The sequence below is a fragment of the Streptomyces sp. NPDC006265 genome (genome assembly GCF_040613555.1).
Taxonomy (GTDB): domain Bacteria; phylum Actinomycetota; class Actinomycetes; order Streptomycetales; family Streptomycetaceae; genus Streptomyces.
On the sequence record NZ_JBEXSH010000794.1, the window covers coordinates 1 to 4292 of the forward strand.

The 4292-nt window shown below is 72.7% G+C and carries 3 protein-coding genes; 2 read left to right on the forward strand and 1 reads right to left on the reverse strand.

What is annotated here, in order from left to right; translation table 11 throughout:
• Positions 1-71: 71 nt before the first annotated feature.
• Positions 72-1253 (reverse strand): YihY/virulence factor BrkB family protein, encoded by a 1182-nt coding sequence (locus tag ABZ281_RS40060; RefSeq protein WP_356662901.1) that lies wholly within the window; start codon positions 1251-1253, stop codon positions 72-74.
• Between the two features lie 110 nt (positions 1254-1363).
• On the opposite strand from ABZ281_RS40060, the gene ABZ281_RS40065 reads away from it, so the two are divergent.
• Entirely contained in the window at positions 1364-2998 is a 1635-nt protein-coding gene (locus ABZ281_RS40065) for an acyl-CoA dehydrogenase family protein (RefSeq protein WP_356662902.1), read from the forward strand.
• Positions 2999-3259: 261 nt separating this feature from the next.
• A partial coding sequence (locus tag ABZ281_RS40070) for a GAF domain-containing protein (protein ID WP_356662903.1) occupies positions 3260-4292 on the forward strand: 1033 nt, incomplete at its 3' end.

Below are 4292 nucleotides of genomic sequence, written 5' to 3' on the forward strand. Positions count from 1 at the left end.
GGCGGGGCGGGGCCTGGAAGGCCTGAGAGAGGAAGCCACGGCGGGGCCTGGAAGCCCGAGGGCGGCGGCCGTCACTTCTCCTCGGGCGGCCGTCCCTCGGCGTTGACCTGGCTGTTCTTCACATGGCTGTCCTTCACGTGGCTGTTCTTCACGTGGGTGCTCTTCACGTGGGTGCGCAGGCGGGCCGACACGTCCTCCGGCGGCAGGAAGCGCGACCAGCGTTCCGGGAATTCGGAGGGCATGTCGGGGTCGGCCTCGCCCGCCGCGCCGGCGCGGGCCACGTACTCGGCGACCTGCGCCTGCCGCAGCCGCTCGTTGGCCTCGCGGGCCGCGGCCGTGGCGGCGGCCGGCCAGACCCGGTCGATGGCGGCGTTGACCGCGGCCCCGACGAGCACGGCGAACGCGGACACACCGATCCACAGCAGCACGGCGACGGGCGCTGCGAGGGAGCCGTAGATCGTGGGGCCCTCGACCGTGCTGGTCAGGTAGATCCGCAGCAGGAAGCTGCCGAGCACCCACATGCCGAGGGCGACGAGCGCGCCGGGCACGTCCTCGATCCACGGGGAGCGGACGGGGACCGACACGTGGTACAGCGTCGTCAGGAAGGCGATCGACAGGAGGATCACCGTGGGCCAGTAGAGGATCTGGACGACCGTCGTCGACCACGGCACGATCCGCACCACGGCGTCCGGCCCGGCCACCATCAGCGGCAGCGCGATCGAGCCGATCAGCAGGGCCACGATGAACAGCAGGAAGGCCATCAGACGGGTCTTGACGATGCCCCGGACACCGTCCAGGCCGTACATCACGGTGATGGTGTCGATGAAGACGTTCACCGCGCGGGAACCCGACCAGAGGGCGAACAGAAAGCCGATGGAGATGACGTCGGGCCGACCGCCCTTCATCACGTCGTGCAGGATCGGCTGGGCGATCTCGCGGACGCCCTGGTCGGACAGGACCGTGCGGGAGGCCTCCAGGAGGTTGGTCTGGAGGCTCTCGATGGTGTCGGCGCCGGTCCAGGCGTCGACGTAGCCGAGCAGTCCGATCATGCTCAGCAGCAGCGGCGGAACCGACAGCAGAGTGAAGAACGCGGCCTCGGCCGCGAGGCCGAGGATGCGGTACTCGACGCAGGAGTTGACGGTGTCCTTGACCAACAGCCAGGCGGTCCTGCGTTTGGAGACGTTCCGGTAGAGCGCCCGCGCCCGGTGAAGGCGCCCGGAGGGCGTGTCGGGGGTTTCACTTGCTGGCTGCACCCCCTAACGGTAGCCGCCGTGCCCTGCCCCACTCACCCACAGGCCGGGTCTTCGCGGACCGGTCCGGGTTCACCGGGTGCCAAGGTGCCGCCCCGGGGTACGTTCGCACCATGGCAGGCAGCACCCACACCGTGACGAACCAGGTCCCGCCGCTGGTCGGGTACGACGTCTTCTCCGCCGACCGGGCCCTGGCCGCCGCGGTCGAGCGGCATCTGGAACCGGACCTGCGCGAGGAGGTCCTCGGGGAGCTGGCGGCACTCGGCCGGACCTCCGGCTCGGCCCAGGTGCAGGAGTGGGGGAGGCTGGCCAACGAGAACCCACCGCGCCTCCTCACGCACGACCGGTACGGCAACCGCGTCGACGAGGTCGAGTTCCACCCCTCCTGGCACCGGCTGCTCGGCAAGGGTGTCTCGGCCGGTCTGACGGCGGCCTGGGACCGCCCGGCCGGGCACCTGCGGCGGGCCGCCGCCTTCCTGGTGTGGACGCAGGTCGAGGCCGGCAACGGCTGCCCGCTGTCCATGACGCACGCGGCGGTGCCCGCCCTGCGCACCGACCCGGACCTGGCCGCCGAGTGGGAGCCGCGGCTGACGTCCATGGTCTACGACCGTGAGCTGCGGCCCGCGCACCTCAAGGCCGGGGCGCTGTTCGGGATGGGCATGACGGAGAAGCAGGGCGGCAGCGACGTCCGGGCGAACACCACGTCGGCGCGGCCCCTCGCCGAGGACGGGACGTACGAGCTGACCGGGCACAAGTGGTTCTGCTCGGCGCCCATGTCCGACGGATTCCTGGTGCTGGCGCAGGCCCCGGGCGGACTGACCTGTTTCCTGGTGCCGCGGGTGCTGCGGGACGGCACGCGCAACGTGTTCCGGATCCAGCGGCTCAAGGACAAGCTCGGCAACCGGTCGAACGCCTCCGCCGAGGTCGAGTTCGACGGGACCTGGGCGCGCCGGGTCGGCGAGGAGGGGCGCGGGGTGCGCACCATCATCGGGATGGTCGCGGCGACCCGGCTCGACTGCGTGCTCGGCTCGGCTGGGCTGATGCGGCAGGCCGTGGCGCAGGCGGTGCACCACTGCACATACCGCGAGGCGTTCGGCGGGAAGCTCGTCGACAAGCCGCTGATGCGCAACGTCCTCGCCGACCTGGCGCTCGAGTCGGAGGCGGCGACGACCCTGGCGCTGCGGCTCGCGGCGGCCTGTGACGACGGCGGCGAGCAGGAGCGGGCGCTGCTGCGGATCGCGGTGCCGGCCGCCAAGTACTGGGTGACCAAGCGCTGCCCGCCGGTTGCCGTGGAGGCGGCGGAGTGCCTCGGCGGCAACGGGTACGTGGAGGAGTCCGGGATGCCGCGGCTGGTGCGCGAGTCGCCGCTGAACTCGGTCTGGGAGGGCGCGGGCAACGTGCAGGCGCTGGACGTGCTGCGGGCCTTGCAGCGGGAGCCGGGCGCGCTGGACGCGTATCTGCGGGAGGTCGGGCAGGCGCGCGGCGCCGATCACCGCCTCGACGCGGCCATCAAGAATCTTCTGACCGAACTGGCCGACCTGGACGGCGTGGAGGGGCGGGCCCGGCGGCTGGCGGAGCGGCTCGCGCTGGTCCTTCAGGGTTCGCTGCTGGTCCGCTTCGCGCCACCGCAGGTCGCCGACGCGTTCTGCGCGGGGCGGCTCGGGGGTGACGCGGGCGCCGCGTTCGGGACGCTGCCGCACACGCTGGACCTGGCGTCGGTGGTGGAGCGGGCCCGTCCGGTGTCCTGATCCGGACTGCGCTTCACGCGTACGCGTTGAGCGGGGGTGGTGCTGCGCCGACACGGCACCACCCCCGCAGCACTGGCCCGTTCGAGCCACTGAACGCCGCTCGGCACGGCGCCGCTCAAGCTTCAGACATGGCCGGGCCGTCCACCAGGGTTGCAGGGGGTTGCAACTTGCTGCTGACTGCGTGCGGACTGTGCACGCGTCCCCGGGGCAGACGGCACTATGAGACGCACAGTCAAAAGCGACTCGGGGGGGCGCACGCGGATGGACGTCAGGCACTTGGCCGCCGTGGACAGCACGCGTGCGGCCCGGGTCCTCAGCCAGGTGCGTTCCGCCCGGCTGGCCGGGCAGCCCGCTCCGGTGGCGCCGCGTCCGGTGATCGAGCGGTCCTGGGAGCGGATGATGCGCAGCGGTGTCGATCCCGACCACGACGTCCGGGCGGATCCGCTCTCCCGCGAGGAGGTGCAGCGGCGGCGCGAGACGACGGTATTGCGCCATGTCCTGCCGGTACTGCGGGAGGGACTGCTGGCGGCGGCCGACGTCGCGCACCACATCATGGTGGTGGCCGACGGGGACGGCCGGGTGCTGTGGCGCGAGGGCAGTCCGCCGGTGCTGCGCAAGGCGGACGGACTGGGCTTCGAACTCGGCGCGGACTGGCGTGAGGACGTCGTCGGCACGAACGGTCTGGGCACTCCGGCGGTGGTGCGCCGACCTGTGCAGGTCTTCGCCTCCGAGCACTTCGTGCGCTCCCAGGCCGGCTGGACCTGTGCGGGCGCTCCCCTGACGGATCCGCGGGACGGCCGGCTGCTCGGCGTGGTGGACGTGAGCGGCCCGCTGGAGACGATGCATCCGGCGACGCTCTCCTGGGTCGGTTCGGTGGCCAAACTCGCCGAGGCCCGGCTGCGGGAGATGCACACGGAGTCGTTGGAGCGGCTGCGGGCGGTGGCGGCGCCGGTGCTGGCCCGGCTCGGCGGCCGCGCCCTGGTCGTCGACCCGGACGGCTGGACCGCCGCGGTCAGCGGGATGCCGTACGCGCGGCGCGTGGCGCTGCCGAAGTCGCTGTCGGCGGGCCCGAGATGGCTGCCGGCGCTCGGGCTGTGCTCGGTGGAGCCGCTGGCCGGGGGCTGGCTGCTGCGGGTGGCCGACGACGAGCCGGGGCCGCGCGGCCCGGCCAGGATCGTACTGGACCTCAGGCAGGCGCGGCACTGGTCGGTGGAGGTGATCGGCGAAGCGGGCTCCTGGGCCCGGGAACTGAGCCCCCGGCATGCGGAGTTGCTGTACCTCCTGGCGGTCCACC

Coding starts and splice junctions, on each gene's coding strand:
- ABZ281_RS40065 (WP_356662902.1), top strand. CDS start 1,364: ATGGCAGGCAGCACCCACACCGTGACGAACCAGGTCCCGCCGCTGGTC.